The following is a 24,979-nucleotide window of genomic DNA, read 5'->3' on the forward strand; positions in this document are numbered from 1 at the left end:
AATGCTCCAAGTACTCCAGTAGCGCCAGCGAATCCAGATGCGCCAACTACTCCGAATGTGCCAAACACCGCTCCAGGTACAACGGATGCTCCAAGTACTCCAAATGCTCCAAGTACTCCAGTAGCGCCAGCGAATCTAGATGCGCCAACTACTCCGAATGTGCCAAACACCGCTCCAGGTACAACGGATGCTCCAAGTACTCCAGTAGCGCCAGCGAATCCAGATGCGCCAACTACTCCGAATGTGCCAAACACCGCTCCAGGTACAACGGATAATCTCAGCCCGCGGAATATACCTTCTTCCTCGAGAGATATCTCAAAACAGATTCCTTATGACGAGTTATCAGTCTCATTAACCCGTAAGGTTGCTCCGAATGATGGTGGTCTGGTTTCTGTTTTGGTGCCCAAATCAATCATGAGTAATCAACAGGAGTTTTCTTTTAAGCTTCCAAAAGAAGTGGCTAATTTAGTTGGCAAGAGCACTAATGTTCGTGCGGTAGTGAGTGATGGAAGAGAATTACCTAGCTGGCTATCTTTTGATAAAGGAAATGAATCGTTTAGTGCAGCATCTTCTTCTAATCGAGCGCTTCCGATTCGCGTGCTGATCAATACGGATGCAGGCACGACTGTTATGAACATCAGTGTTCGTGAGGCGCCTTAAATAGATTTACGGAGTTAATCTTCTTGCTTCTGTAAATCTGGCTGCCCAATACGGGGTGGTGATGTACTCTAAGCGTACAGTTCCTCCGGCGCTTGGGGCATGTACAAATCTGCCCTGTCCGACATAGATGCCTGCATGAGAGTATTTCTCGCCAGTGGTATTAAAAAAGACGAGGTCACCTGGTGCTGGTGGTTGATTGTCAATGCTTCGACCTTTACCGCTCATCTCTTGAATGGTGCGAGGCAATTTAATATTGGCTGACTTGTTATAGACATAAGCAATTAAGCCGCTGCAATCAAATCCACCTTTTGGGTTGTTGCCCCCGTATCGATACGGTACGCCTACCAACCCTACTGCTGCAATAGAGATATCTTCAGTCCCAACGCTTGTATCTTGTTTGAATTGTGCAACTCTAGCGGCATTATTTTTTCCGCCAAAGATGCTGCATCCCGATATTGTCAGAATACAAATAAAAATGCCGCACCCCATCAGAGTGCGGCATGAGAGGGTGGTTTTAGAGTGCGTCAGCAGCATGATCCGCAAGACGGGAGCGCTCACCTCGGGCAAGGGTGACATGCCCGCCATGACGCCAGCCCTTAAAACGATCCACAACATAAGTAAGCCCTGAAGAACCTTCAGTTAAATATGGTGTATCGATCTGCGCAATATTACCTAAGCAAACAATCTTGGTTCCGGGGCCGGCGCGGGTCACCAAAGTCTTCATTTGTTTTGGGGTTAAGTTTTGCGCTTCATCGATAATGACAAACTTACTCACAAAGGTTCTACCACGCATGAAGTTCATGCTCTTGACTTTGATACGTGAGCGAATGAGTTCTTGTGTCGCAGCACGACCCCATTCACCTGAATTATCTTCATTGCGATGGAGTACTTCGAGGTTATCATCAAAGGCACCCATCCACGGCTGCATTTTTTCTTCTTCGGTGCCTGGCAAGAAGCCAATATCCTCGCCAACGGGTACCGTAGCGCGGGTAATAATGATTTCGTTATAGCGCTTACTATCTAGTACTTGCTCAAGACCGGCGGCCAAAGCTAGCAAAGTTTTTCCAGTGCCAGCTTGACCTAGTAGCGTGATGAAATCCACATCAGGATTCATTAAAAGGTTCATGGCAAAGTTTTGTTCGCGATTACGCGCTGTCACGCTCCATACATTATTCTTTTGGTGTGAGAAGTCTCTCAAAGTTTGTAGAAGAGCAGTCTTGCCGTTGATCTCTTTTACTTGGGCGTAGAAGGGTGTCGAGCCATCAGGATTTTCTTGATAAACAAATTGATTGACTAACATGCTTGCTACGCTAGGGCCAGTAACCCTGTAAAACATTGTTCCCGACTTACCATCAGCCCAACTCTCCATGCCCTTGCCATGTTTTGGCCAAAAATCAGCGGGCAGAGCCATTACACCCGAGTACATCAAGTCACGATCTTCCAATACTTGATCATTGAAATAGTCTTCGGCAGGCAAACCAAGCGCACGAGCCTTGATGCGCATGTTGATATCTTTCGATACCAGCACGACCTCTTGGCCTTTACGAGTCTTTTGAAGCTCGCTAACCACTGCAAGAATCAAGTTATCACCCTTGCCTTCAGGTAGCCCTTCTGGCAGAGCTTGTGTGGTGAGTTTGGTCTGAAAGAATAGGCGGCCAGAAACATCTTGGTTGCCCAATTTATTAAGGGGAATACCTTCATCTAAAGTGCCGCTAGTCCCAGCTACTAGCTGATCAAGTGAGCGACTGACTGTTCGGGCATTACGAGCAACCTCGGTCATACCCTTTTTGTGATTGTCTAATTCTTCCAATGTGGTCATAGGTAAGAACAGGTCGTGCTCTGAGAAACGGAAAAGAGAGCTGGGGTCGTGCATGAGTACGTTGGTATCTAGGACAAACAAGCTTGGAGGCCCGGTACGAATCACGCGTTTTGGTTTTTCTGGAATAGTCGCCTTGTTGTCGTTGCGCTCACTACGTGCTGCTGGTCTGCGGTCACCCTTAATTTTTTCAAGTGCTACTTCAGCTGCCGAAAGATCTTCCTCGGCGTCCGTAGCCCAATCAGGCGCATGACTTTCCATCACAACTGCTTTTACTGGCGCGGGGCGTTTCTTCAAGTCAGGAGTGTCCTTGCTACTGATTTTGACTTGGCCGGCAATTTGAGTTGGGATTGGGGGCAATGGCATGCAGACTCTCCTAAAAGAAAAAACCGTCAAGCGGATTGCATTGACGGTTTATAGCGAAACTGGGTACAAAACAATTTGCAAAACGGCGGGGGTTGTTTGCCGAGCCTGTCTTTAAATCATCAGGCTGATGAGTCAAACGGATTGTCAGACTTTCCCGTCGTTTGCGGTGCATATAACTTCACTTTACCGCAATTTTTAGGCTTTGCAAGTACCCCCGCTCAAATTAATTGAAAAAATTAATCAATCGCTTGAGCGGCTTTTAATACCTCAGTTACGTGGCCAGGAACTTTAAGGCCGCGCCATTCTTTTACTAGCTTGCCAGAAGAGTCAAAAAGGAAGGTGCTTCGCTCTACGCCGCGCACTTGTTTGCCATACATATTCTTCATTTTCATGACTCCAAAGAGTTGGCAAAGCACCTCTTCGGTGTCGGCAACCAGCTCAAATGGAAGCTCGAGTTTGCTACGGAAGTTGTCGTGGGATTTGAGGCTATCTCTAGATACGCCGACAATTAACGTATTGGCCTTAGTAAAGGCTTCGATGTTGTCACGAAACTCGCCTGACTCGGCAGTGCAGCCCGGGGTCATATCTTTTGGATAAAAGTAAATAACCAGTTTCTTGCCTTTGGCTGACTCAGGCGTAAAGGTCAGTCCCGATGTTGCTGGAATAGCGCACTGGGGAACGGGTTTGCCAATTTCTACTGTCATGATGTTTTCTCTTATGAAATGGTTTTATATTGATTGCTAATTAGGCCGTTTGCAGAATCAGTTCACCGCTTCGGTTAGGGATTTCACCCCAAGTGACTGGCTGTATGGCTATTTTATCGAGTTGATTAGTTGCTTTCCAGGATTGATGAAGTTCGCCCATTGTGACTAAGTCATGGCCTTGATTAAGCCAGCCAGCCAGTAATTGCTCGAAAGCCGGGAGTAACTTCTGTCCCTCCAGCTCTGCATGTAAGGTAAACACCTGGTCATTTGGATTGCTTTGGGTGATTTCGAGAAGCTTCTTCACCGACTCAAACTCATTGGCCCCATCAACCCCAATCAATTCATCGAAGGTGGGTAAAGTAGTGGGGTACTGAACATGCTTTGCTACGCCAGAGGGTAGTGCAAAACGGTAAGGCATGAGATTGGGCTGGGCTCTGCCATCAGAAGAATATTGAATGCCCCATTGATCTAGTTGCTCAAAAGCAGCTTCATTCATTTGCCAGCCAGCAGCGCCATAAGTAGCTGGTGGATGACCAAAAATTTCGATAAATCGATCCCAGCTTTTTTGCATCTGCTGCTTGGTCCACTGGGCATCACGATTACGAACAGCATCTTGCCAAGCCACATGATCCCAAGTATGGATCCCAGTTTCATGTCCCGCAGCATCAATTGCGCGCATTTCAGTGGCAGCTTTTTTGCCGATGTCGGGGCCTGGCAATAGAACGCCGTAAAGTAGTGTCTTAATCCCGTAGTGCTCAACAACAGAAGTGCGGCTGACCTTTTTCAAAAAGCCAGGACGAAAAACTCGCTTGAGCGCCCAGCCGGTATGGTCCGGACCGAGGCTAAACAAAAAGGTTGCTTTCAAGCCAAAGCGCTTGAGTGCGCGCGCTAGATTGGGAACGCCCTCCTTAGTGCCGCGTAAGGTATCAACGTCTACTTTGAGTGCAATTTTTGCCATGAACCTCTAAGCTTATTCTGTGTCAACTAAGTGGCGAGCTTTTTCCACATCTTGGCGATAGGCTTCAAAAATATTCTTAAGTGCATCGCCCATAGTGGTGGTTGGTTTCCAGCCCAATTCACTCATAGTGTTATCGATTGCAGGTACACGGTTTTGAACGTCTTGATAACCTTCGCCATAGTAAGCGCCAGAAGTGGTTTCAACAATCTTCACTTCATTGGCCGTCTTGGCGTATTCAGGAATGCTGCGTGCGATCTCTAACATCTGATTGGCAAGTTCACGAACAGAGTGATTGTTCTTTGGATTACCAATGTTATAAATCTTGCCGTTAGCGACGCCATCTTTGTTATCGATAATACGCATCAATGCATCAATACCATCGTCAACATAAGTGAAGGCACGTTTCTGAGCGCCGCCATCCACTAGATTAATAGGTTCGCCGCGCACAATATGGCCTAAGAATTGAGTGACTACGCGTGAAGAACCTTCTTTTGGTGTGTAGATGCTATCCAAACCAGGGCCGATCCAGTTAAATGGGCGGAAGAGGGTAAAGCGTAACCCTTCCATGCCATAACCCCAGATAACGCGATCCATTAACTGCTTCGAGCAAGCATAGATCCAGCGGGGCTTATTGATTGGACCGTAAACCATATTAGATTTAGCGGGATCGAATTCGCCGTCCTCACACATGCCATAGACTTCAGATGTTGATGGGAATACCAAATGCTTTTTATATTTAACGGCAGAGCGAACGATAGGCAAGTTGGCCTCAAAGTCGAGCTCAAATACTTTTAGAGGTTGCTGAACATAAGTTGCTGGCGTAGCAATCGCTACCAAGGGCAAAATCACATCGCATTTACGAATGTGATATTCAACCCATTCTTTATTGATGGTGATATCCCCTTCAAAGAAATGCATGCGGGGATGGTTTACTAAATCACCGAGACGATCGTTTTGCATATCCATGCCGTAGACATCCCAATCGGTTGTCTCCAGAATGCGCTTTGATAGGTGGTGACCAATAAAGCCATTTACGCCAAGAATGAGTACTTTTTTCATCTTTACTGCCTCGTTTTTAATCTAAAGGGTGTTGCTTTTGATTGATTAGCAATCCGCCGAGAACCATTCCAGTATCAATACTGGTTTTTGGTCGCCGCAAACGCCGAATACCTGATTATCAACCACTTGGATACCTGGGGTCTGAAGATCAAGTTGCGCCGGAAATGGGCCTTCTAGGCTGGTGCGAGCCACAATCATGCGCTGGCCTTGCCAGTCGGTAAAAGCCCCGGGATAAGGGGGTGCGACACCCCTGACGAGGTTATGAACCTGCTGGGCGCTCTGATGCCACAAAATTTCCCCATCTGCGGGTTTGCGACCCCCAAAATAACTGCCTTGAGCTAGGTTATTGGGGGATCGAGGGATCTGTCCTCGAGTAAGGGCTGGTAAGGCTTTTTGTATGACCTCTACTGCCGCTTGGCTCACTTTGCTAAAAACATCTGTAGCGGTTTCATTGGGGCCGATAGAAACTGCTGCCTGCCCAACGATATCTCCCGCATCAGGTTTAGCTTCCATGATGTGTAAAGTTGCGCCAGTTTCAGTTTCGCCATGCAGGATTGCCCAATTCACAGGAGCGCGGCCTCGATACTTTGGCAGCAGTGAGCCGTGCATATTGAGTGCAGCAATCTTGGCGCAAGCCAACAGTTCTGTTGGAATCATATGCCGATAGTAAAAAGAAAACAGATAATCGGGAGCCAGTTTTTCGATTTGCGGCACGAGATCGATTAATTGATTGGCGCTGGGTGTGATGTAAGGAATTTTTTTAGCCTCACAAAGTTTGATGACGCTGCCAAACCAAACATTTTCATTGGGATCGTCTTGATGGGTAACAACCAGGTCTACTGCAATTCCGGCATTGAGCAAGGCCTTAAGGCAATTAACGCCAACATCGTGATAAGCAAAGACGACTGCGTGCAATTATTTTTTCTCTAAAACGGTTTGCACAACATAGCGTGGTCGCTCTCTCACCTGCTGATAAATGCGGCCAATGTATTCGCCAAGTAGGCCTAGACCAAATAACATCACACCAATCAAGAAGAAAGTGAGAGCAAAGAGAGTGAAAACTCCCTCCACCTCGGCGCCGAGCACAAAGCGACGGATCAAGAGGTAGATAAACAAGCTGCCGGCAGCCATTGCTAGGAGCATTCCTAGAATTGAAAAGATCTGTAAAGGCATGACTGAAAAGCCAGTGACTAAATCAAAGTTCAAGCGAATGAGTTGATAGAGGCTGTATTTGGATTCACCAGCAAAACGCTCTTCATGTTTTACGGTGATTTCAGTAGGGTTTGAGGCAAAGGTATAAGCCAATGCCGGAATAAAGGTATTGCTTTCATCGCACTGGCGTACTAGATCAACGATACGGCGGCTGTAGCCCCGCAACATGCAACCTTGATCGGTCATGGTGATGCGAGTAATTTTTTCGCGCAAATGATTCATGGCCCGTGAAGCAAATCTTCTAAAGAAGCTATCGCGACGATCAGCACGAATCGTGCCAACATAGTCATGGCCTTTAAGCAGCTCATTGGTCAAGGCATCAATTTCTTCAGGCGGATTTTGTAAGTCGGCATCAAGTGTGATGATGTATTCACCGCGGGAATATTCAAAGCCAGCCATGATGGCCATATGCTGACCAAAATTGCTATGAAAAAGTACTGCGCGGGTCACATCGGGTCGCAAATCTACTTGCTTGGCCAAGATGCCTGCAGAGCGATCTTTGCTGCCATCATTTACAAATACGACTTCATACGAAATATTCCGTTTAACTGCTAGGGTATCAAGCGCTGGGTATAGGCGATCAAAGAGCGCCTGGAGGCCATCTTCCTCGTTATATACGGGGATGATGATGCTCAGTTTGGGGTTGCAGGCTTGGGTGGCTAAATTCGCAGTCATGCCGCAATTTTGCCTGATTCCGTATACAAGGCTAATTTTTGCTGTGTTTCTTCAGAATCCCCGTCAAAGCACTAGCTATGCGGCCAATATCCTCATCTGCCATCCCCGGAAATAAGGGGAGTGTGAGAATCGAGCGGCCAATGCGTTGCGCTATTGGGGTGTCATCTGCTTTATAGCCAAGCTTTTGGTAAAGAGTAAAGCCAGTAATGCTGGGATAGTGAACACCGGTGCCAATGCCCAGATCCTTTAATTCGGTCATGACTTGCGCTCGGTCAGTATTAAGTTGATCTAGCGGCAAAACTACTTGAAACATATGCCAGTTACTATCCGTAAAGTTCTCTACTGGGAGCTCTAATCTCAGATCATTTAATCCGGTAGTTGTCATTGCAGTGCGAATTGCATCAAAGTACTGCCTGGCTAGTGCAGTTCTACGCATTTGGAATGCCGGCAGTCGCTTAAGTTGATGCAGGCCGATCACCGCATTGACATCCGTCAAATTATCTTTACCGCCAAGTACATCAACGTCCATGCCGTCCATACCGGAGCGGGTTAAACCTTGCAGGCGAAACTTCTCCGCTAGTTTGGCTTCATCAATATTATTGAGTACCAGGCAGCCACCCTCAACGGTAGATAAATTTTTATTTGCCTGAAAGCTAAAGCTCACGAGATCACCAATACTGCCAATCTTTTGCCCCTTCCATTGCGAGCCAAATGCCTGTGCTGCATCTTCAATTACTCGTAGTTGATATTCTTTTGCCAATGCGTAAAGTTGATCCATATTGACAGGCAAGCCAGCCAAATAGACTGGCATGATGGCGCGAGTTTTTGGCGTAATAGCTGAGACCACTTTGTTTAAATCAATATTGCGTGTTACTGGATCGATATCTACAAAAACAGGTGTAGCACCAACACTTAAAATGACATTGGAGGTTGCTACCCATGAGATTGGCGTGGTAATGACTTCATCGCCAGGCCCAATGCCCGCTACTTGCAGGGCAATCTTCATGGTGGCAGTGCCATTAGCAAAGCAGCGCACTGGACGACCACCAAAATACTCGCTTAAGTCTGCCTCAAACTCTGCTAATTTAGGGCCTGAAGTTACCCAGCCGGAGCGTAAAACTTCTGCGACCGCATCAATCGTTTCTTGATCGAAGTGTGGCCGTGTAAAAGGAATAAAGGGGAGGGTATTTTCGGATTTCGACATAACGAGCTAAGACCTTATTGTGGTGGCGTGCCTGCAGGATCGGGATGCTTGACAATGACGCGCCTAGAGTCTCGACCGACTTCTTGCATGGGAACATTGAACTTCTGAAGCTCTTCGTATTGCTCCGGCACCATTAACGCGTATGCCGTTTGATCCTCTTTCCAGCGCTCGATAAATGCATCCAAAGTAGGAAGCCACAATTGAGGCTCTTGCTTGACGCCAAACTCTAATTCATCAGGAAACTCTACCATCGTCATCGTTCTACCAAGATAGAAGGGCACAGTGTGATCCAAGATGCGAACGGAATAGAAGTTCACTTTCTCAGGAATATTGACCTTCACTTTTTCAACCAAATCAATTCCAGATACGGCACGGCCAAGCGTCTCGTGGCCAGTGCCCGCAATGAGGGCGCACAGGAAAAAACCGCTCGCGAAACTGGTGATGCTAGATAGACCATTGCGCTTGCTTTGTATGAGGGCAAGTAGGCTAAAGGTAATCAGTGCGATAAGCGCAGCCACAATCCAGTAGGTGTAGCGTGCATAGGATTGGATTTCATCGGGTCTCGCTTGTTTGCTAACTTGATCGAGAAATATAAACCCTATACCACCTAGAATGACAAAGAACAGTGTTTGCAATTGCCACGGCAATCCAAGTGAATTACTAAAGCCTAAATTGCGATCGAGGCGATGACCTACGATGAGGGCCAATGCTGGAAAGATGGGGATGATATATCCCGGTAATTTGGATTGGGAGACGCTAAAAAAACCAAGAATGACTGCAAACCAACAGACGAGGAGCCAGCCGTGCGAGAACTCGCGATTGCGTTCACGCCATGCCTGCCCAACAGAGCCGGGGATTTGCACTACCCAAGGCAGAAAGCCAAGTAGAAGCAGGGGGATGAAATAATAAATCGGCCCAGTTCTGCTGTGAGCGTTTTGCGTGAAGCGTTGAAGGTGCTCATGAATGAAGAAGAATTCTAAAAATTCTGGATTGCGTTGCGCCACCAAAATAAACCAAGGTGCTGTAATGGCTAAAAATAAAATCGTGCCACTAATGATGTGAAGACGCTTCCAGATTTTCCAATCCCAAGCGGTAATCGAGTACGCAACAAACACCATCCCAGGTATTGCTACTCCAATTACTCCCTTAGATAGTGTGGCTAATGCCATAAATGCCCAGCAAGCCCACATCCACTGGCGAGTCCCGCGTGGATTATGAGAGGTTTGTGCCAATAATAGACTGCAGAGCGCGGCGACAAGGAATGCTGAAAGCCCCATATCCAAAGAGTTGATGTGACCGCCAATGACCCACATTGGACTTGATGCTAAAACGAGTGCCGCTAGCCAGCCTGCTCGAGCGCTGTAGATCCGTGCGCCAGTAAAGCCAATTAATAAGATGGTTAGAAAGCCGGTGAGGGCAGTCCAAAGGCGTGCTTGCCAATCACCAATACCAAAGGCATTAAACGCAGTTGCTGTTGCCCAAATTTGTAGCGGAGGTTTTTCAAAATACTTATAGCCGTTATAGCGGGGCGTGACCCAGTCACCAGTGACAAGCATTTCTCTTGCAATTTCGGCGTAACGACCTTCATCCGAAGGAATGAGGTGGCGGTAATTTAGGGTACCAAACCAAAGCAATCCATAAATGAGAACCAAGAGCAAAATTTTTGCTGGGTTAAGGGCGGCGGACTGTCTAATTTGGCCAAATTGCATTAAGAGGCCTCCACGATGAGTGCGAGCAGGACTTGGCGACCCTCACCAACCAGAATGTTGTAGGTTCGGCAGGCCGCTTGAGAATTCATGACTTCAAAGCCTATTTTGGCCTCAATCAGTGTTTTTAGAAGCTCTGGCCTGGGAAAACGTTGGCGAATACCCGTGCCAATGATGATTAATTCAGGCTTTAGGGCTGCCATTTGTGAAAAATGGGCCATTGCCAGGTCATCAAATGATTTGACAGACCACTGCTGGATTTCGCCATCTGAGCTCAGTAGAACCGCGTGACTATAGGGAGTCTTATTGATCTCAACGTAGCCATCGCCGTAACCGGTGATCGTATTCGCTCCGGAATGGGGGTCAGATTGAAGCTTCACATGGACTCTCTGTCATAATTATGTGGATTATAGCCAGCTGTTTTTTCCTAGATTTCAAGAACTTACCCTTTAATTTATTGTGAAGCCAATCCTAAAGTCCGAAAAACTCAATCACGTCTGTTATGACATTCGTGGGCCCGTGCTGGAGCTTGCCCAGCGCATGGAGGAAGAGGGTCACAAAATCATCAAATTAAACATCGGCAACGTCGGTGTCTTTGGGTTTGATCCTCCGGAAGAGATTCAGCTGGATATGATTCGCAATTTGGGTAATGCTTCAGCCTACTCCGATTCCAAGGGAATATTTGCGGCTCGCAAGGCAATCATGCAGTATTGCCAAGAAAAAGGCATTCAAGGCGTTACCTTGGATGATATTTATACAGGAAATGGCGTTTCAGAATTAATTGTTTTGGCAATGAATGCCTTGCTAAATAATGGTGACGAAGTCTTGGTGCCTGCGCCAGACTATCCACTTTGGACTGCTGCCGTGAGTTTGTCTGGCGGCACTCCCGTTCATTACCTCTGTGACGAGTCTAAAGACTGGGCTCCAGATTTAGCAGATCTTCGCAAAAAGATTAGTCCGCGCACCAAAGCGATTGTGGTGATTAATCCTAACAATCCTACTGGCGCGATTTATTCCAAAGAAGTATTGCTTGAACTCACTGCTATTGCTCGTGAGTATGGCTTGATTCTGTTTGCCGATGAGATTTACGACAAGATGTTATATGACCAAGAGAAACACGTCTCTTTGGCATCCCTATCTACCGATGTCGTCACGATTACTTTTAATGGCTTATCCAAAAACTATCGATCTTGTGGTTATCGGGCGGGATGGATGATTGTTTCTGGCGATAAGGAAATGATTCGGGACTACATCGAGGGTCTCAATATGCTCTCGTCAATGCGCCTATGCGCCAATGTCCCTGGTCAGTACGCTATTCAAACCGCTCTGGGTGGATATCAGAGTATTAATGATTTAGTGGCCGAGGGTGGGCGCTTGGCTAAGCAGCGCGATTTAGCTTGGAAGCTCATTACCGCGATTCCAGGTGTGACTTGCGTCAAGCCAAAATCCGCGCTTTATTTATTCCCAAGACTTGATCCAGAAATGTATCCAATTGAAGATGACCAGCAGTTTGTGGCCGATCTTTTGAAAGAGGAAAAAGTATTGCTGGTTCAGGGATCTGGTTTTAATTGGGCTAAACCAGATCACTTCCGTGTAGTGTTCTTGCCTCATGAAGATGTGCTTACAGAGGCTATCGGCCGTCTTGCGCGTTTTCTAGAGCGTTATCGTCAAAAACATAGTCGTAAAGCGGCTAATTCAACAGCAACAAAGGCATCATGAAACCGATTCAAGTTGGTCTATTAGGCATTGGCACAGTAGGTGGCGGTGTATTCACTGTTCTCGAGCGTAATCAAGATGAAATTACACGTCGTGCCGGTCGTGGAATTCATATTAATACGGTTGCTGACCTGAATGTAGGGCGCGCAAAAGAGTTAGTTAAGGATCGTGCGCAAGTAGTGAGCGATGCTCGCGCTGTGATTAATAACCCAGAAATTGATATCGTGGTTGAGTTGATTGGTGGTTATGGCATCGCCAAAGATTTAGTTCTTGAAGCGATCGCAGCTGGAAAGCATGTTGTTACAGCAAATAAAGCTTTGATTGCTGTGCACGGTAATGAAATTTTTAAAGCTGCCCATGAAAAGGGTGTGATGGTGGCGTTTGAGGCTGCCGTTGCCGGTGGTATTCCCATCATCAAGGCCTTGCGTGAAGGTCTGACCGCGAACCGCATTGAGTGGATTGCTGGAATTATTAATGGCACGACGAACTTTATTCTTTCTGAGATGCGCGATAAAGGCTTGGACTTTGCAACCGTCTTGAAAGAGGCGCAACGTTTAGGTTACGCTGAAGCAGATCCGACTTTTGATATTGAAGGTGTTGACGCTGCGCATAAAGCAACCATCATGAGTGCAATTGCATTTGGTATTCCAATGCAGTTTGAAAAAGCGCATGTAGAAGGCATCACCAAGTTAGATGCAATTGATATTAAATATGCTGAGCAGCTGGGTTATCGCATTAAGTTGCTGGGTATTGCTAAAAAAACAGCGACTGGTGTAGAGCTCCGCGTTCATCCTACTTTGATCCCAACTAAACGTTTAATTGCAAACGTAGAGGGCGCAATGAATGCAGTACAAGTATTTGGCGACGCGGTTGGTACAACTCTGTATTACGGCAAAGGCGCCGGCTCAGAGCCAACGGCTTCTGCTGTGATTGCGGACTTGGTTGATATCACCCGTTTATTGGGTGCGAGCCCAGAGAGCCGCGTTCCATATTTAGCCTTTCAGCCAGATGCGGTACGCGACATCACTGTATTGCCAATGGGTGAAATTACTACCAGTTACTACCTGCGTTTGCGTGTAGCTGATCAGGCTGGTGTGCTTGCCGATATTACCAAGATCTTAGCTGCACACAGTATCTCGATTGATGCGCTCTTGCAAAAAGAGGCGGATGAGGGTGAAAGCCAGACTGACTTAGTTGCTTTAACCCACGAAACCAAAGAGAAGCACATGCTCGCGGCGATTCAGGAGATCCAGAACCTGAAAACGGTAGCTGGTGAAGTTGTGAAAATTCGTTTAGAAAATTTGTCTTAAGCAAAATACATGCGTTACCAATCTACCCGGGGCAATAGTCCACAGCAATCTTTTTTAGAAATTCTGCTTGGCGGCTTGGCGCCAGATGGCGGCTTGTACCTGCCAACAAAGTACCCGCAGGTTTCGAAGCAGCAATTGGATTCTTGGCGCGGTCTGTCCTATGCTGATCTCGCTTACGAGATCTTGAGTTTATATTGTGACGATATTCCTGAGAATGATTTGCGTGCCTTACTGCGCAAAACCTACACCGAGCAAGTCTATTGCAACGGGCGTGCAGAAGATAACGCCAAGGACATTACGCCACTCCATTGGCTGGGTGAAGAGAAGGGTACGCGTATTGGTTTACTGAGCCTATCAAATGGACCAACGTTAGCCTTTAAAGATATGGCAATGCAATTGTTGGGCAATCTCTTTGAGTACGCTCTCAAGAAAAAAGGCCAAAAGCTCAATATTTTAGGTGCCACCTCTGGGGATACCGGAAGTGCTGCGGAATATGCTATGCGTGGCAAAGAGGGTGTCAAGGTATTCATGCTTTCGCCTCGCGGCAAGATGAGCGCGTTTCAATCAGCGCAGATGTATTCCTTGCAAGATCCGAATATTTTCAACTTGGCAGTAGCTGGTGTTTTTGATGATTGCCAGGATATTGTGAAGGCCGTTAGTAATGATCATGCTTTTAAGGCTAACAATCAAATCGGTACAGTGAACTCAATTAACTGGGGTCGCGTAGTGGCTCAGGTGGTTTATTACTTCCAAGGCTATTTATTAGCTACCAAGTCGAGCAATGAGAAAGTATCTTTTACAGTGCCATCAGGTAACTTTGGCAATATTTGCGCCGGCCATATTGCCCGCATGATGGGGTTGCCAATTGCGCACTTGGTTGCTGCCACTAATGAAAATGATGTTTTAGATGAGTTCTTCCGTACAGGCGTTTACCGTGCTCGTAAGTCTGCTGAGACTCTTCATACCTCAAGCCCGTCTATGGATATTTCCAAGGCAAGTAACTTCGAACGTTTTGTCTTTGATCTGATGGGGCAAGATGGCCAGGCGACTGCAGAGATGTTTAAGCAGGTAGATGTGGCGGGTGGTTTTGATATCTCCAAGGATTCAGTGTTTCAAGAGGTTGCCAAGTATGGCTTCCAATCTGGACGCAGTACGCATCAAAATCGTTTAGACACTATTCGCAATATTGATCAGCAATACGGAATCATGATTGATACTCATACTGCTGACGGTGTAAAGGTGGCGCGTGAACATCTGCAAGCGGGTGTGCCGATGATCGTGCTTGAAACAGCCTTACCGATTAAGTTTGAGGAAACGATTGAGCTTGCCTTGGGTCGTCCTGCAGAGTGCCCTGCGGCCTTTAAGGACATCAAATCAAAGCCTCAGCGTGTTGAGAATATCGATGCTGATGTTGATCAAGTTAAAAGCTTTATTACTGCACACCTTAACTAATCCAGCAAACAATAAGGCGCTATGACTAAGCCTCCAATGTTGACTGCCCAGCAAGCTTTAGAGCATCTTTTATCCAATGCGAAACCGGTGAGCGAGAGTGAGCGGGTCGCTATGCAGGCCGCTCTTGGCCGCGTGCTTGCCCAGGATGTGAATAGTTTGGTGGATGTACCGCCGCTTGATAACACCTCAATGGATGGTTATGCGGTACGAGTTGCTGACACCCAAGTTCCTGGAAATATTCTTCATATTGCTCAGCGTATTCCTGCGGGATCAGTGGGTACAACGCTAGAGTTGGGTACTGCAGCCAGAATATTTACTGGCGCTCCTATCCCTCCAGGCGCTAATGCTGTAGTAATGCAGGAGGACTGCGCCATCCCGGAGGGATCAACTGATCAGGTTCAGATTAATATTGCGCCAACATCCGGTCAATGGATCCGTAGGAGAGGTGAGGATTTGACAGTTGGCAAGGCAGCATTAATGGCAGGAACTTTCTTGCGCCCTCAGGAGTTAGGCGTTGCCGCTTCTGCTGGCTTAACGCATTTAAATGTCAAGCGCAGAGTGAAGGTTGCCACATTTTTTACAGGTGATGAGCTATCACTTCCCGGTGAGCCGCTTAAACCGGGTGGTATCTACAATTCCAACCGCGATACATTACTTGCATGTCTTAAATCTTTAGGCTGCGACGCCACTGATTTTGGTATTGTGCCGGACAATCTTGGTGCGACTAGAGATACTTTACGCAAAGCCAGTAAAGACCATGACCTGATTATTACTTCTGGAGGTGTCTCTGTCGGTGAGGAGGATCATATCAAGCCTGCGGTAACTGCTGAAGGTAGATTGGATCTTTGGCAAATCGCCATTAAGCCTGGTAAACCACTGGCTTTTGGTGCAGTTCGCAAATCAGAAGATTTAAAAGATGGCGAGGCCTGGTTCATTGGTTTGCCTGGCAATCCCGTATCGAGCTTTGTTACATTCTTATTGTTTGTGCGACCATTTATTCTCAAGCTACAAGGGCGTGAAGAGGCTCAGGTCCAGTCTTATCCGATGCGCGCTGATTTTGATTGGAGTAAGGTTGATCGTCGCAATGAATTCCTGCGGGTGAGAATTAACCCGCAAGGAGGCTTGGATTTATTCCCCAATCAAAGCTCCGGAGTATTGACGAGCGCCTCATGGGGCGACGGCTTAGTCGACTGCCCTCCAGGCCAGACTTTTAAGGCCGGCGATATGGTGAAGTACATCCCATTTAATGCCTTGTTGACATAGAGCAGCATCTTAGAAATCAGATTACGATTCCAGTATGAAAATTCAATTACGATTCTTTGCCTCACTGCGCGAAGGTCTCGGGTTATCCGAGGAGGTGATTGCAACGCCAGCGGAGGTCAAAACGATTGCAGACTTAAGATTGCATCTGATTGCACGTGGAAATCCTTGGGATGAAGTGTTGGCTAGTGGAAAGCTTATTCGTTGCGCTTTAAATCATGAGATGGTCAAAGACATCACTCCACTTGTAGAGGGTGCTGAAGTTGCATTCTTCCCTCCAGTAACAGGCGGCTAAGATGCAGAGTGATTGCATTCGCATTCAGGAAACAGACTTCGATTTAACGACAGAAGTCAAAGCACTGCGTAAGGACGACCTCAGGGTGGGCGCGGTTGTTACTTTCCTGGGGACTGTGCGTGATATGAATGACGGTAGCAAAGTCAAAGGCATGACCCTGGAGCACTATCCGGGTATGACTGAAAAAGCCCTCGAGCAAATCATTAGGCAAGCTAGGGACCGATGGGATCTGTATAAGACCTTGGTCATTCATCGTGTAGGGCCACTTCAGCCTGAAGATCAAATTGTTTTAGTCGCCGTCACCAGCGCACACCGTGGTGAAGCATTTGCTGCTTGCGAGTTCATTATGGATTACCTCAAGACAGCAGCCCCATTCTGGAAGAAAGAAGATACCCCAGAGGGTGCAAGATGGGTTGATGCCCGCGTAACTGATGATGTTGCAATGGCGCGCTGGAAATAGAGCTAAGTCCTTATTGTCATTTTTGGTTAAGTTATGCCTCCATTAGGAAGGGTTAAATGAAAAAGATATTTTCTTTGCTACTGAGCTGTTTTGCTTTTGCTGTTGGCGCTACTGAGCGTCCAATTGTCCAGGTCGAAAGCGGACGTCTTCAAGGTTCTATTGAATACAGCATGCAAGTTTTTAAGAATATTCCCTATGCAGCACCGCCGGTAGGTGAGTTCAGATGGAGACCTCCGCAGCCAGCGATTTCTTGGAGTGGAGTTCGGGATGCCAGTCAATTTGGTTCTTCATGCCCTCAGCTGTTTGTTAAAAACTTAAGTGGGGGTTTGGTCCTGCCGGGTAGTGAAGATTGTCTTAAGCTCAATGTTTACTTACCCGAAAAAGCCGGCAAAAATTTGCCGGTAATGGTTTGGTTTCATGGGGGCGGTCTATTAGTCGATGGTGCTAGTGATCCCCAGTTCACCCCGATGAATTTAGTCAAGAATGACGTGATAGTGGTGACGGTGGATTACCGTTTAGGGTCACTGGGATTCTTTGCACCCAAAGAATTGATTGCCGAAGCAAAAGCAAGAGGAGAGCCTGTAGGTAACTATGGCACTATGGATCAAATTGCCTCACTCAAGTGGGTAAAAAATAATATCGCTGCATTTGGAGGGAATCCCAATAATGTAACTATTTTTGGGCAGTCTGCAGGTGGCCGAAGTGTGACTTGGTTAATGGTTTCTGATGCAGCGAGAGGGTTATTTCATAAGGCAATTGCTCAAAGTGCTCAGCAAAGTCCTTTGCGAGGGATGACTGAGAAGCGCCTAGGACTCACCCCCGAAGTCGATATTGATGCCAAGTATATGGCTGCGCTTGGTGTGAATTCACTAGCGGAATTAAGGAAATTGCCTGCAGATAAGTTGACTCTAGATGGTGCCGCTTATTACTCCGGGGAGTTTGGCGGACCTTTTATCGACGGTCAGATTATTAAGGGTGATCCAATTCCTTTATTTGCGGCTGGCAAGCAAGCAAAAGTACCTTTTATGATCGGCACAAATTCTTTTGATTCAGACTTTATGTTGCCGGGCGAGCCTTCCTTAGATGTATTTTTGAAAAATATTCACGAAGATCCAAAAATTGTTGAGAAGCTGTACTCTAATGTCAAAGATAAATGCATTTTGAATTCCTTTGTGATTCAAGATTTAATGTATCGGGCTAGTACGAAATTGCTCGCTGATAGTATGAATGGCGTAGCACCCGGCTACGCGTACTACTATGACTATTTAACAAAAAACATTCGACCTGCTTTTCCTGGCTCGCCACATACTTTTGAAATTGCTTACGTATTTGGTAGTCTGGCGTTGATGCCACAAGCTCCTAAACAAGTGGAATCTGGGTTGGATCAATGCGCGAGAATTGAAAGGGATGTTGCTAACTTTAAGAAAACCCATGCTTGGCCTAAAGATTGGTATCCAATCGTAGATAAGAATAACCCCCAAGATCTCGCTATCTCAAACAGAATGTCTGAGAGTTGGGCTGCCTTTGCGAAAACAGGCAACCCAAATACCGGCAGTCAGGCTAGTTGGCCTATCTATAACTTAAGGGCCGATGTAATGAGAAACTACTCTGAAAGTCCTCAACAAACGATTACTAGTTTATTTAAGGATCGTGTGGCTTACCAAATGCTACATTTGAGAGAAATTTATGCGCTAGAGCGTCTTAAAAACGCTTTTTAATTTTCTGTGCAGAAATAAATCAACCATTTTTAGAGGTGGTGTTTACTGGGACTAATTGAGATCTAAAAAATCCTAGTTTTTTAGATCTCGGTAGTTTCTTTAACTTAGCCTCTGCCTTTGAGGCTTCAGATCTATCCGGATACTCTTTACTGGCTAGGAGAATGACTGGTCTGCGAGCTCTCGTATAACGGGCTCCTTCCCCTGAGTTGTGGGCAGCCAAGCGATGCTCTAGTCGATTGGTAATACCGGCGTAATAACTGCCATCAGAACATTCTAGGAGGTAAACAAGCCAGCTCAAAATAGGGGTAAATTCGCTTAAAAAGGGGTCTAAAACACTTGAAATTGCTAAGAATGCCCCTATATTCTATAGATAGAAATGTACGAAGTAGATAGGGTAAAAAAATGAGAATAGATAAATTAACTACTAAATTTCAAGAGGCCCTGAGCGAGGCGCAAAGCCTAGCTTTGGCAAAAGATAATCAATATATCGAGCCAGCCCATTTATTGCTGGCTATGTTGCGTGATTCAGATGGCGGCGCAAAGAGTTTATTGACGCGTGCTGGCGTTAATGTGCCCGGTCTAGAAAAGGCTACCGAGAAACTTATCAGTAACTTGCCTGAAGTGCAGGGTACGGGTGGTGAAGTACAGGTTAGTCGAGATCTTGGCAATTGGCTAAATCTGTGTGAGAAAGAGGCCAATAAACGCAATGATCAATTTATTGCTGGTGAGTTGTTCTTGCTGGTCGTGGCTGATGACAAAGGTGAGCTCGGTAAGATTGCTCGTGAGAATGGTTTAAATCGCAAATCGTTAGAAGCGGCTATTGATTTAGTGCGCGGAGGAGAATCAGTGAATAGTGCAGATGCTGAAGGCCAACGTGAGGCCTTAAAGAAATATACCGTTGATTTGACTGAACGCGCTCGCATGGGCAAGTTAGATCCCGTTATTGGTCGTGATGATGAAATTCGTCGCACCATTCAAATCTTGCAACGTCGCGGAAAGAATAACCCCGTACTGATTGGTGAACCGGGTGTTGGTAAGACTGCAATCGTTGAGGGTTTAGCGCAACGAATCGTCAATGGTGAGGTGCCTGAAACTCTAAAAGATAAGCGTGTGCTTGTTTTGGATATGGCCTTGTTGTTGGCTGGTGCAAAGTATCGCGGTGAATTTGAAGAGCGTCTTAAGGCGGTCTTAAGTGATGTAGCTAAAGACGAAGGTCAAACCATTATCTTTATTGATGAAATTCATACGATGGTGGGTGCTGGTAAAGGTGATGGCGCCATGGATGCTGGCAATATGCTCAAGCCCGCCTTAGCTCGTGGTGAATTGCATTGCATTGGTGCAACTACTTTGGATGAGTACCGTAAATACATTGAGAAAGATCCCGCATTAGAGCGCCGCTTTCAGAAAGTTATGGTGGAAGAGCCTAGCGTTGAAGCAACCATTGCTATCTTGCGAGGTTTGCAGGAGCGCTATGAGCTTCACCACGGTATTGAAATTACTGATCCTGCTATCGTTGCGGCAGCAGAGTTATCGCATCGATACATTACCGATCGCTTCTTACCGGATAAGGCAATCGATTTGATTGACGAGGCTGGCTCACGTATTCGGATGGAGATTGATTCGAAGCCAGAAGTGATGGACAAATTAGAGCGTCGACTGATTCAGCTGAAGATTGAGCGTGAGGCAGTTAAGAAGGAGAAGGATGAGGCTTCTCAAAAGCGACTTGGCTTGATTGAGGATGAAATTAAACGCCTGGGTGCTGAATATGCCGACCTAGAGGAAATCTGGAAGGCTGAGAAGGGTGCTGTATTAGGCGCTGCTCACATCAAGGAGGAGATCGAAAAGACTAAAGCTGAGATTGTCAAATTTCAGCGAGAAGGCAAGTTGGAGAAGGTGGCCGAGCTGCAGTATGCGAAGTTGCCAGAACTTGAGGCTAAGTTGAAATCGGCCGCAGCTGCCGAAGCAAAAAGCGATAAAGATGGCGTTGTGAAGAACAAACTCCTTCGCACCCAAGTCGGCGCTGAAGAGATTGCCGAGGTGGTATCGCGCGCAACGGGCATTCCAGTATCAAAAATGATGCAGGGCGAGCGCGATAAGTTACTCAAGATGGAAGAGCTATTGCATAAGCGTGTAGTTGGTCAAGAAGAGGCGATTCGCGCTGTATCAGATGCTATTCGTCGCTCACGTGCTGGCCTTGCGGAGGAGAATCGTCCTTATGGCTCATTCTTGTTCTTGGGGCCAACTGGCGTTGGTAAAACAGAGTTGTGTAAAGCGCTTGCTGGATTCCTATTTGATAGTGAAGATCATCTCATTCGTATTGATATGAGCGAATTTATGGAAAAGCACAGCGTTGCCCGTCTGATTGGTGCGCCTCCAGGTTATGTTGGTTACGAAGAGGGAGGTTATTTAACCGAACAAGTTCGTCGCCATCCATACAGCGTCATCTTATTTGATGAGATTGAGAAAGCCCACCCTGATGTCTTTAACGTGCTCTTGCAAGTATTGGATGATGGCCGCTTAACGGATGGTCAGGGGCGTACTGTTGACTTTAAGAATACCGTGATTGTGATGACTAGCAATATTGGCTCTCATCTCATTCAATCTATGACTGATAAGAAGCAGTCTGAGATTAAAGATGCTGTATTTGAAGAGCTTAAGAATCATTTCCGCCCCGAGTTCTTAAATCGTATCGATGAGATTGTGGTTTTCCATGGCCTTGATAAGGGTAATATTGCTAATATCGCAAAGATCTTGTTGAAGAATTTGTCGGATCGCCTTGCAAAAGTTGATATGCAGTTAGAGGTAAGTGATGCGGCGCTGAATAAGATTGCAGAGGTCGGCTTTGATCCAGTATTTGGAGCTAGACCTCTTAAGCGCGCTATACAGCAGCACATTGAGAACCCGGTATCTAAGATGATCTTGGAAGGTAAGTTTGGGCCCAAGGATACCGTTCCGGTCGATGTTGATAAAAAAGGCGACTTTAGTTTCACCAAGTAAATCTTTTAGTTGGCAGGATTTTCCTGCGCCAGTAAACTCGGTACATGACTGATGCTCTCAAATTGAGGCGCGCCAGTGATGTCCGGGTTGTTGGTCTTATTAGCCTGGCTCACGGTAGCTCCCACTTTTTCCATTTAATTTTGCCCCCGATGTTCCCATGGTTGAAGGCTGAATTTGGCTTTAATTATGCGGAGTTGGGTTTACTGATGACCATCTTCTTTGTGGTCTCATGTATTGTTCAGGCTGCCTCTGGATTTTTAGTGGACCGGATTGGTGCCCGCCCAGTCTTATTTTTCGGGGTTGGACTTCTTGCTTTGGCTGCACTAACCTATTCGCAGAGTAATGGCTATGCGATGCTGGTGATTGGAGCAGTCATTGCTGGTTGTGGTAACGGTATTTTTCATCCAGTTGATTACACTCTAATCAATCATAAAATTTCGCAGCCAAACTTACCTTATGCTTACTCGATTCATGGTGTGACTGGTTACCTTGGTTGGGCTGCCGCACCTGCCTTTATGGTTGCGATGACAACATTGTTTGATTGGCGTATTGCTTTTTTATCTGCCGCCTTGCTTGAGACCATAATTCTCTTAATTCTCTGGATGAGTAGAGGGCGTTTGATAGACGATGTAAAGGGGCGCCAGGCTGAGTCCATTGCTACGCATGCGGCGGCTAATCCTGGATCGGGTCCTGCAAGTACGTTTGCATTTTTGAGCTTACCTGCTGTTTGGCTCTGTTGGATTTTCTTTTTCTTTAGTATGTCAGCCACCACAGGCATGCAGTCTTTTGCGCCGAGTGCACTCTTGAAGATTTATGAGTTGCCAGTGAGCTCTGGAAATTATTTTTTAACATTAATGTCATTGGGTGGTGCTGGTGGAATGTTGCTTGGCGGATATCTTGCAAAGCGCTTTGCCCAACCTGAACGTATTGTGACTGTTTGTTTTGCAATGAGTATTTTGATGTGCTTAAGCCTAGCTTCTGCTTGGGTGCCATTTGATCTACTAGTCATTCCATTTATTGTGATTGGTGCTGGACTTGGTATTGCCGCTCCATCCAGAGATCTGATTGTTCGTGCTGCTACGCCTGCAGGGGTATCGGGCAGGGTATATGGAATTGTGTATTCAGGAATTGATTTAGGCGCTGCATTAAGCCCACTTGTTTTTGGCATCTTCTTGGATGCTGGTATGCCTAAGCTTTTGTTTGTTGGCGTTGCTTTACTTCAACTCATGATTATTTTGACTGGTTATAAGGTAAGTAGCATTGGTGCCGCTACGAAGCTCGCCAAGACTTAATATTTTTCATAATGTGAAAAGTTATTCCCATACGTAAAATGCAGTGCAGCATTTATTGCTATTAACCCTTTCGCCTCGTGAATATTGCTTCCACATAGCAAAAAATGACTTATAAGTCATTGAAAACAATAAAGATAAATATTTCATTAAACCTGTAAATAGTGCTTGCATGCTATTGCTGTATCTCTAAACTCTTATATAAGACATAAGAGTTAATTGTCAAAACATTTAGAAGCAATCGAATTACTTGTTTAACTTAGGGAGAAAAACATGGCAGACCGCAAAGCAGAAATCGCAGCATTACAAAAGGATTGGGATACCAACCCACGTTGGAAGGGTATTACCCGTGGCTATACAGCGGAAGACGTAGTTCGTCTCCGTGGCTCATTGAAAATTGAGCACACATTGGCCAAGCATGGCGCAGAGCGTCTTTGGGAATTGGTAAATAACGAAGCTTACGTTAACTGTTTAGGCGCTCTGACTGGCGGCCAAGCAATGCAGCAGGTTAAAGCTGGCGTACAAGCAATTTATTTATCAGGCTGGCAAGTAGCTGCAGATGGTAACTCATACGCTGCTATGTACCCAGATCAATCCTTATATCCAGTAGATTCAGTTCCTAAGATGGTTGAGCGTATTAACAACTCATTTCAACGCGCTGATGAAATCCAAACTGCCAAAGGTATCAATAAAGGCGATCCAGGATATATCGAATATTTTGCTCCGATCGTTGCCGATGCTGAAGCTGGTTTCGGTGGTGTATTGAATGCATTCGAATTAAGCAAAGCCTTGATTAAGCAGGGCGCAGCCGGTGTTCACTTCGAAGATCAATTATCTTCCGTGAAGAAGTGCGGTCACTTGGGCGGTAAAGTATTGTTGCCAACCACTGAATCTGTTCAGAAGTTGATTTCTGCACGTTTGGCGGCTGACGTCATGGGCGTTCCAACCATTATTTTGGCTCGTACCGATGCTGAAGCAGCTGACTTGTTGACATCTGACTATGATGCCAATGACAAGCCATTCTTAACGGGTGAGCGTACTGCTGAAGGTTTCTACAAGACACGTAAAGGCTTGGATCAAGCGATTTCTCGTGGCCTAGCTTACGCTGCTTATGCCGACATGGTTTGGTGTGAGACTGGTACGCCTGATCTTGAGTTTGCCCGTCAGTTCGCCGAGGCGATTCGTGCGAAATTCCCAGGCAAGATGTTGGCTTACAACTGCTCGCCATCTTTCAACTGGAAGAAGAACTTAGATGATGCAACCATCGCTAAGTTCCAGCGTGAATTAGGTGCAATGGGTTACAAGTATCAATTTATTACCCTCGCTGGTATTCATTCGATGTGGTACAACATGTTCGATTTGGCTCAAGATTATATGCAGCGTGGTATGACTGCCTATATCGAGAAAGTACAAGAGCCAGAATTTGCTGCTCGTGATCGTGGCTATACATTCGTATCGCACCAGCAAGAGGTTGGCACTGGTTACTTCGATGATGTTACTACCGTAATTCAAGGTGGAAAGTCTTCAGTAACAGCTCTGACTGGTTCCACAGAAGAAGAGCAGTTCCACTAAGAAATCCCTAAGTAGTACGTGATAGCAGTACGCACTAATACTGCCGCGGCATCTAAATAACCCCACAAGGGTGACTTAGATGCCGTTTTCGTTTACATTCATCTCATGACTAATTGCGCACTTTGTAGTGAAGATCTCAAGCTTGAAGATGGCCAGCTTATTTGGCGCGGTGATGACTGCAGAGTCATTTTGGTAAATGATCCAGATTTGCCAGGTTTTTGCCGTGTGATTTGGAATCGACACGTTTCGGAAATGACTGATTTAACTTACGGCGAACGTGAACATCTGATGTCCTTAGTCTTTGCTGTTGAGGGGGCTATGCGTGAGGTGATGCAGCCCGACAAGATCAATCTTGCGGCGTTGGGTAATATGGTGCCGCATATTCATTGGCATGTAATTCCAAGATACAAAGATGATGCTTTCTTTCCAGGATCTGCCTGGTCACAAAAAACCCAGAAAACCCCTCGATCCATTCTTGAGGAGCGAAGCCAGCGCGCGCAAAAATTAATAGTTGCGATTAAGTCTGCTATAGCAGCACTTTCTTAACTGG

General features: G+C 46.3%; 21 protein-coding genes and 2 pseudogenes. 12 read left to right on the forward strand and 11 right to left on the reverse strand.

All coding sequences use genetic code 11. From position 1 onward, the window contains the following. Positions 1-660: pseudogene (locus AOB49_RS12195) on the forward strand (hypothetical protein); the annotation flags it as partial. Positions 661-669: 9 nt separating this feature from the next. On the opposite strand, the pseudogene AOB49_RS11585 reads toward AOB49_RS12195, so the two are convergent. The 10 genes and pseudogenes from AOB49_RS11585 to AOB49_RS11630 all read right to left on the reverse strand — a co-directional run. Further along, positions 670-1,101, reverse strand: a pseudogene (locus AOB49_RS11585) (C40 family peptidase); the annotation flags it as partial. Positions 1,102-1,174: 73 nt separating this feature from the next. Then, on the reverse strand, positions 1,175-2,842 hold the full coding sequence (locus AOB49_RS11590) for a PhoH family protein (RefSeq protein WP_062311243.1): 1,668 nt from the start codon (positions 2,840-2,842) through the stop codon (positions 1,175-1,177). 236 nt (positions 2,843-3,078) lie between these two features. After that, positions 3,079-3,546 carry a peroxiredoxin gene (locus AOB49_RS11595; protein ID WP_062311244.1) on the reverse strand — a complete coding sequence of 156 codons (468 nt, stop codon included), beginning with the start codon at positions 3,544-3,546 and terminating at the stop codon, positions 3,079-3,081. Positions 3,547-3,586: 40 nt separating this feature from the next. Further along, complete coding sequence (locus tag AOB49_RS11600; RefSeq protein ID WP_062311246.1) at positions 3,587-4,504, reverse strand: polysaccharide deacetylase family protein; 918 nt, start codon at positions 4,502-4,504, stop codon at positions 3,587-3,589. 12 nt (positions 4,505-4,516) lie between these two features. After that, positions 4,517-5,563 carry a bifunctional UDP-4-keto-pentose/UDP-xylose synthase gene (locus tag AOB49_RS11605; RefSeq protein WP_062311248.1) on the reverse strand — a complete coding sequence of 349 codons (1,047 nt, stop codon included), beginning with the start codon at positions 5,561-5,563 and terminating at the stop codon, positions 4,517-4,519. A 45-nt stretch (positions 5,564-5,608) separates the two neighbouring features. Further along, positions 5,609-6,478: a formyltransferase gene (locus AOB49_RS11610; RefSeq protein ID WP_062311250.1), complete on the reverse strand. Its 870-nt coding sequence runs from the start codon at positions 6,476-6,478 to the stop codon at positions 5,609-5,611. Beyond that, a complete protein-coding gene (locus AOB49_RS11615) occupies positions 6,479-7,450 on the reverse strand; it encodes a glycosyltransferase (protein ID WP_062311252.1) in 972 nt (323 codons plus the stop codon). It abuts the gene before it with no gap. 31 nt (positions 7,451-7,481) lie between these two features. Next, complete coding sequence (locus AOB49_RS11620) at positions 7,482-8,654, reverse strand: DegT/DnrJ/EryC1/StrS family aminotransferase (RefSeq protein ID WP_062311254.1); 1,173 nt, start codon at positions 8,652-8,654, stop codon at positions 7,482-7,484. 14 nt (positions 8,655-8,668) lie between these two features. After that, entirely contained in the window at positions 8,669-10,363 is a 1,695-nt protein-coding gene (locus tag AOB49_RS11625) for a glycosyltransferase family 39 protein (protein ID WP_062311255.1), read from the reverse strand. Then, the gene (locus AOB49_RS11630) at positions 10,363-10,740 is read right to left on the reverse strand and encodes an Mth938-like domain-containing protein (RefSeq protein ID WP_062311257.1); all 378 of its coding nucleotides are present in this window, start codon (positions 10,738-10,740) and stop codon (positions 10,363-10,365) included. The genes AOB49_RS11625 and AOB49_RS11630 overlap by 1 nt, the downstream gene beginning before the upstream one ends. Before the next feature lie 79 nt (positions 10,741-10,819). Here AOB49_RS11630 and AOB49_RS11635 point away from each other — a divergent pair, with 79 nt between their 5' ends. From AOB49_RS11635 to AOB49_RS11665, 7 genes are read left to right on the forward strand one after another with little or no spacing between them, the layout of a single operon-like run. Further along, positions 10,820-12,079, forward strand: coding sequence for a pyridoxal phosphate-dependent aminotransferase (locus tag AOB49_RS11635; protein ID WP_062311259.1), 1,260 nt, complete (start codon positions 10,820-10,822; stop codon positions 12,077-12,079). After that, the gene (locus AOB49_RS11640; protein ID WP_062311261.1) at positions 12,076-13,386 is read left to right on the forward strand and encodes a homoserine dehydrogenase; all 1,311 of its coding nucleotides are present in this window, start codon (positions 12,076-12,078) and stop codon (positions 13,384-13,386) included. The genes AOB49_RS11635 and AOB49_RS11640 overlap by 4 nt, the downstream gene beginning before the upstream one ends. 9 nt (positions 13,387-13,395) lie before the next feature. After that, positions 13,396-14,838 (forward strand): threonine synthase, encoded by a 1,443-nt coding sequence (gene thrC, locus AOB49_RS11645; RefSeq protein ID WP_062311263.1) that lies wholly within the window; start codon positions 13,396-13,398, stop codon positions 14,836-14,838. Positions 14,839-14,859: 21 nt separating this feature from the next. Beyond that, a complete protein-coding gene (locus AOB49_RS11650; RefSeq protein ID WP_062311265.1) occupies positions 14,860-16,101 on the forward strand; it encodes a molybdopterin molybdotransferase MoeA in 1,242 nt (413 codons plus the stop codon). Between the two features lie 34 nt (positions 16,102-16,135). After that, complete coding sequence (moaD, locus tag AOB49_RS11655) at positions 16,136-16,393, forward strand: molybdopterin converting factor subunit 1 (RefSeq protein ID WP_062311267.1); 258 nt, start codon at positions 16,136-16,138, stop codon at positions 16,391-16,393. 1 nt (position 16,394) lies between these two features. Continuing rightward, complete coding sequence (gene moaE, locus AOB49_RS11660; protein WP_062311269.1) at positions 16,395-16,853, forward strand: molybdopterin synthase catalytic subunit MoaE; 459 nt, start codon at positions 16,395-16,397, stop codon at positions 16,851-16,853. A 56-nt stretch (positions 16,854-16,909) separates the two neighbouring features. Beyond that, positions 16,910-18,571, forward strand: coding sequence for a carboxylesterase/lipase family protein (locus AOB49_RS11665; RefSeq protein WP_062311271.1), 1,662 nt, complete (start codon positions 16,910-16,912; stop codon positions 18,569-18,571). A 19-nt stretch (positions 18,572-18,590) separates the two neighbouring features. On the opposite strand, the gene AOB49_RS11945 is transcribed toward AOB49_RS11665, so the two are convergent. After that, positions 18,591-18,869 carry a GIY-YIG nuclease family protein gene (locus AOB49_RS11945; RefSeq protein ID WP_082784159.1) on the reverse strand — a complete coding sequence of 93 codons (279 nt, stop codon included), beginning with the start codon at positions 18,867-18,869 and terminating at the stop codon, positions 18,591-18,593. 104 nt (positions 18,870-18,973) lie between these two features. Here AOB49_RS11945 and clpB point away from each other — a divergent pair, with 104 nt between their 5' ends. The 4 genes from clpB to AOB49_RS11685 all read left to right on the forward strand — a co-directional run bounded on the left by clpB (position 18,974) and on the right by AOB49_RS11685 (position 24,975). Then, positions 18,974-21,568 carry an ATP-dependent chaperone ClpB gene (gene clpB / locus AOB49_RS11670; RefSeq protein WP_062311273.1) on the forward strand — a complete coding sequence of 865 codons (2,595 nt, stop codon included), beginning with the start codon at positions 18,974-18,976 and terminating at the stop codon, positions 21,566-21,568. 44 nt (positions 21,569-21,612) lie between these two features. Further along, complete coding sequence (locus AOB49_RS11675) at positions 21,613-22,860, forward strand: MFS transporter (RefSeq protein ID WP_062311275.1); 1,248 nt, start codon at positions 21,613-21,615, stop codon at positions 22,858-22,860. A 270-nt stretch (positions 22,861-23,130) separates the two neighbouring features. Further along, the gene (gene aceA, locus AOB49_RS11680; RefSeq protein ID WP_062311277.1) at positions 23,131-24,429 is read left to right on the forward strand and encodes an isocitrate lyase; all 1,299 of its coding nucleotides are present in this window, start codon (positions 23,131-23,133) and stop codon (positions 24,427-24,429) included. Between the two features lie 105 nt (positions 24,430-24,534). Continuing rightward, on the forward strand, positions 24,535-24,975 hold the full coding sequence (locus AOB49_RS11685) for an HIT family protein (RefSeq protein ID WP_062311279.1): 441 nt from the start codon (positions 24,535-24,537) through the stop codon (positions 24,973-24,975). Positions 24,976-24,979 lie beyond the last annotated feature (4 nt).

The sequence above is a fragment of the Polynucleobacter sinensis genome (genome assembly GCF_001595985.1).
Classification (GTDB): Bacteria; Pseudomonadota; Gammaproteobacteria; order Burkholderiales; family Burkholderiaceae; genus Polynucleobacter; species Polynucleobacter sinensis.

What these genes read in the sequence shown, in the direction of transcription:
- AOB49_RS11650 (WP_062311265.1), top strand. Translation starts at nt 14,860, where the DNA reads ATGACTAAGCCTCCAATGTTGACTGCCCAGCAAGCTTTAGAGCATCTT.
- clpB (WP_062311273.1), top strand. Translation starts at nt 18,974, where the DNA reads ATGAGAATAGATAAATTAACTACTAAATTTCAAGAGGCCCTGAGCGAG.
- AOB49_RS11590 (WP_062311243.1), bottom strand. Translation starts at nt 2,842, where the DNA reads ATGCCATTGCCCCCAATCCCAACTCAAATTGCCGGCCAAGTCAAAATC.
- AOB49_RS11625 (WP_062311255.1), bottom strand. Translation starts at nt 10,363, where the DNA reads ATGCAATTTGGCCAAATTAGACAGTCCGCCGCCCTTAACCCAGCAAAA.
- AOB49_RS11615 (WP_062311252.1), bottom strand. Translation starts at nt 7,450, where the DNA reads ATGACTGCGAATTTAGCCACCCAAGCCTGCAACCCCAAACTGAGCATC.
- moaE (WP_062311269.1), top strand. Translation starts at nt 16,395, where the DNA reads ATGCAGAGTGATTGCATTCGCATTCAGGAAACAGACTTCGATTTAACG.
- AOB49_RS11620 (WP_062311254.1), bottom strand. Translation starts at nt 8,654, where the DNA reads ATGTCGAAATCCGAAAATACCCTCCCCTTTATTCCTTTTACACGGCCA.
- moaD (WP_062311267.1), top strand. Translation starts at nt 16,136, where the DNA reads ATGAAAATTCAATTACGATTCTTTGCCTCACTGCGCGAAGGTCTCGGG.
- AOB49_RS11640 (WP_062311261.1), top strand. Translation starts at nt 12,076, where the DNA reads ATGAAACCGATTCAAGTTGGTCTATTAGGCATTGGCACAGTAGGTGGC.
- AOB49_RS11675 (WP_062311275.1), top strand. Translation starts at nt 21,613, where the DNA reads ATGACTGATGCTCTCAAATTGAGGCGCGCCAGTGATGTCCGGGTTGTT.
- AOB49_RS11665 (WP_062311271.1), top strand. Translation starts at nt 16,910, where the DNA reads ATGAAAAAGATATTTTCTTTGCTACTGAGCTGTTTTGCTTTTGCTGTT.
- AOB49_RS11605 (WP_062311248.1), bottom strand. Translation starts at nt 5,563, where the DNA reads ATGAAAAAAGTACTCATTCTTGGCGTAAATGGCTTTATTGGTCACCAC.
- AOB49_RS11600 (WP_062311246.1), bottom strand. Translation starts at nt 4,504, where the DNA reads ATGGCAAAAATTGCACTCAAAGTAGACGTTGATACCTTACGCGGCACT.
- AOB49_RS11685 (WP_062311279.1), top strand. Translation starts at nt 24,535, where the DNA reads ATGACTAATTGCGCACTTTGTAGTGAAGATCTCAAGCTTGAAGATGGC.
- thrC (WP_062311263.1), top strand. Translation starts at nt 13,396, where the DNA reads ATGCGTTACCAATCTACCCGGGGCAATAGTCCACAGCAATCTTTTTTA.
- AOB49_RS11595 (WP_062311244.1), bottom strand. Translation starts at nt 3,546, where the DNA reads ATGACAGTAGAAATTGGCAAACCCGTTCCCCAGTGCGCTATTCCAGCA.
- aceA (WP_062311277.1), top strand. Translation starts at nt 23,131, where the DNA reads ATGGCAGACCGCAAAGCAGAAATCGCAGCATTACAAAAGGATTGGGAT.